Below are 2,262 nucleotides of genomic sequence, written 5' to 3' on the forward strand. Positions count from 1 at the left end.
GCCCTTTATCGTTCGTGCCGATGATGGGCATTCTTATTTTGTGAAAGGCCTAGCGAAATCCGGCGGCCCTGCCCTCATTTCAGAGGTTCTCGGCGCCGAGCTTGGCAGAAGCCTTGAGCTCCCAATTCCAACATGGCGACTTATGCATGTGCCTCCCGAGCTCATTGCCTTCAGCGCTATACCCAATGTTGGAGACCTAGGTGGAGGACTTGCGTTCGCATCCAGGGCGGTAGAAAACGCCTCCGACTTCACTCTGAGCAACATAAACACCACCTCGGCCGAACTGAAGCGAAGAGTTCTACTCTTCGATTGGTGGGTTCGGAACGAGGATCGCTGCCTGGGCCCCATGGGCGGAAACGTGAATCTAATCCTAGATGCTCAGGGCTCGCTGAACGTCATAGATCACAACCTGGCGTTTGACAGAACCTTCAATTGCGATGACTTTATAGAAAGCCATGTATTCCGAGATAGTCGTGCGGGTTTCAGGGATTACGTCACCCGTCAGGAATACTCGCAAATGCTTAACGGGGGGGTCTTGAACTGGGGTACGATCACTGCCCTTTTGCCAGATGACTGGATCTACCGAGACAGCGACCACATTGACGAGACCGAGCCTACATTGGCTGACCGTCTAGAAATTCTAGAAGTGTTCAGGGAAGAGCGGTTCTGGGGACCCCTATGAAATACATCTGCAACTACTCAATTCTCAGGTTCTTGCCTTACCCTGAAACAGGTGAGTTCGTAAATATTGGTATCGTGTTGATCGCCAATAATGGCGACTTTCGCTTCAAAATCGAGCAGAAACGGCAACGCGTTACAAATTTCTTCCCAAGCCTCGACTCTAAGATTTTTCAGAGGGCTCGCCGCGAGATGAACGCAGAGCTTGCAAGGCTCAGCGGATTTTTCACACAAAATCGTGGCGACCTTGGAGCTTTGTTAAACACTTTCAAGCATCTCATCCATCCGCGAGAAACGATGATGCGATTCAGCGATCCAGGAACGATGGCAACTGATAATGCTGACGTTGCGCTGAAGGCTTTGTTTGACCACTACGTCAATCATAGCWTCGCTACCAAGGAGTATCAGGAAACAGCTCTTGAGAAGCAGCTTGGCAAGCTTTTGGCAGACTCCCATCTGCGGCAGCGCTACAGCGAAAGGAAATTAGGTACCTCCGATTACCCAGTAAAATTTCCATTTGTACTCTGCGAGGGGCAGATGCCAGTCCAGGCTATCAAGCCAATCCATCTAGGCCACGATGAGCCTTCAAAAATCTTGGAGCATGGCGATGCATGGATTTCCAAAGTTAGACGGCTGAATGGAGCGCATCAGCTCGCAGAGGACACCTTGTTCGTTGCGGGACGATAAAGCAAGGTATACCTACAACACTGCAGTAAAAAAAGCCCGGCCCAGCGCCGGGCTTTTCGTATCCGCCCTCCCCGGCTAATCTGTCTAGAACGCCCAGAGGATCGATCTATGGTTTCTGACAAACTCACCCTGTCGCTGCTTTCTCGAATGGCAGATGTCCAACTGGCACTGGCCACGGGCATGAAGGGGGTTACCCCTACGACTCAGGCATACCCTGAGCAAGCATTGCTACGCATTTCTCACGCCCTTGAGATTGTGGAGGCTGCAGTAGTCGATATCGAGCAGATCCGCGCAGCAAGCAATTCAAGCGCTTATACCAAGCTGCACTGAGTCCGATCGGGCGCTATCACCCCTTCCAGGCCCGTCGAATGAGGGCCTTTTGTTGCCCGCTTATCCTCCCTTGCTTGCCAATCGCCAGGCCATCCATATACTGGATATTCAACCAGTATATGCGAGCACACCCCATGGCCAAGAAAGCCGCCGCACCAAAACTACCCTCCTCCTACGAGCTGCTCGGCACTCGCATTCAGAAGATCATCAACTCAACTGGCGCGCAAACCTCGAAGCGAGCGGTCATCTACAAAGCTCCAGATGAATCGCCGGATGATTGGGTGCAACTGCTCGAGGATATCGCCGAGGCGGACAACGTGACCGTGGCGCACCAGGATGATGGTGGAGTGCAGATTTCTTGGGTTGTACCCAAGGAAGACTGACCGAAACTGAATAGACGAAGCCCGCCGAGCGCGGGCTTTTTCATGCCCTCAAGAAAATAATTAGGCATTACCTATTTACAACTAATTAGCCAATGCCTAATATAAGTCCCAAGCCAACTAATCACCGGCCCAGCAGCGAAAGCCGCGACCGCTCTTTAACAACCTGCGCCATACACGATTACCC

General features: G+C 52.1%; 4 protein-coding genes. All 4 read left to right on the plus strand.

The features are described from left to right. Positions 1 to 682: HipA family kinase (locus AC1DH9_RS29220; protein ID WP_477809344.1), on the plus strand; the 682-nt coding region annotated here is incomplete at its 5' end. Beyond that, the gene (locus AC1DH9_RS29225; RefSeq protein WP_477809345.1) at positions 679 to 1,365 is read left to right on the plus strand and encodes a DUF3037 domain-containing protein; all 687 of its coding nucleotides are present in this window, start codon (positions 679 to 681) and stop codon (positions 1,363 to 1,365) included. The genes AC1DH9_RS29220 and AC1DH9_RS29225, both read left to right, overlap by 4 nt. A gap of 108 nt (positions 1,366 to 1,473) precedes the next feature. Then, complete coding sequence (locus AC1DH9_RS29230) at positions 1,474 to 1,695, plus strand: hypothetical protein (RefSeq protein WP_477761290.1); 222 nt, start codon at positions 1,474 to 1,476, stop codon at positions 1,693 to 1,695. A gap of 134 nt (positions 1,696 to 1,829) precedes the next feature. After that, entirely contained in the window at positions 1,830 to 2,078 is a 249-nt protein-coding gene (locus AC1DH9_RS29235; RefSeq protein WP_477761291.1) for a DUF1654 domain-containing protein, read from the plus strand. Positions 2,079 to 2,262 lie beyond the last annotated feature (184 nt).

This window comes from Pseudomonas sp. 05T35, from assembly GCF_056396605.1.

Bases quoted from the DNA above. Each gene is read 5' to 3' on its own strand.
- AC1DH9_RS29230 (WP_477761290.1), top strand. From the start codon at position 1,474: ATGGTTTCTGACAAACTCACCCTGTCGCTGCTTTCTCGAATGGCAGAT.
- AC1DH9_RS29235 (WP_477761291.1), top strand. From the start codon at position 1,830: ATGGCCAAGAAAGCCGCCGCACCAAAACTACCCTCCTCCTACGAGCTG.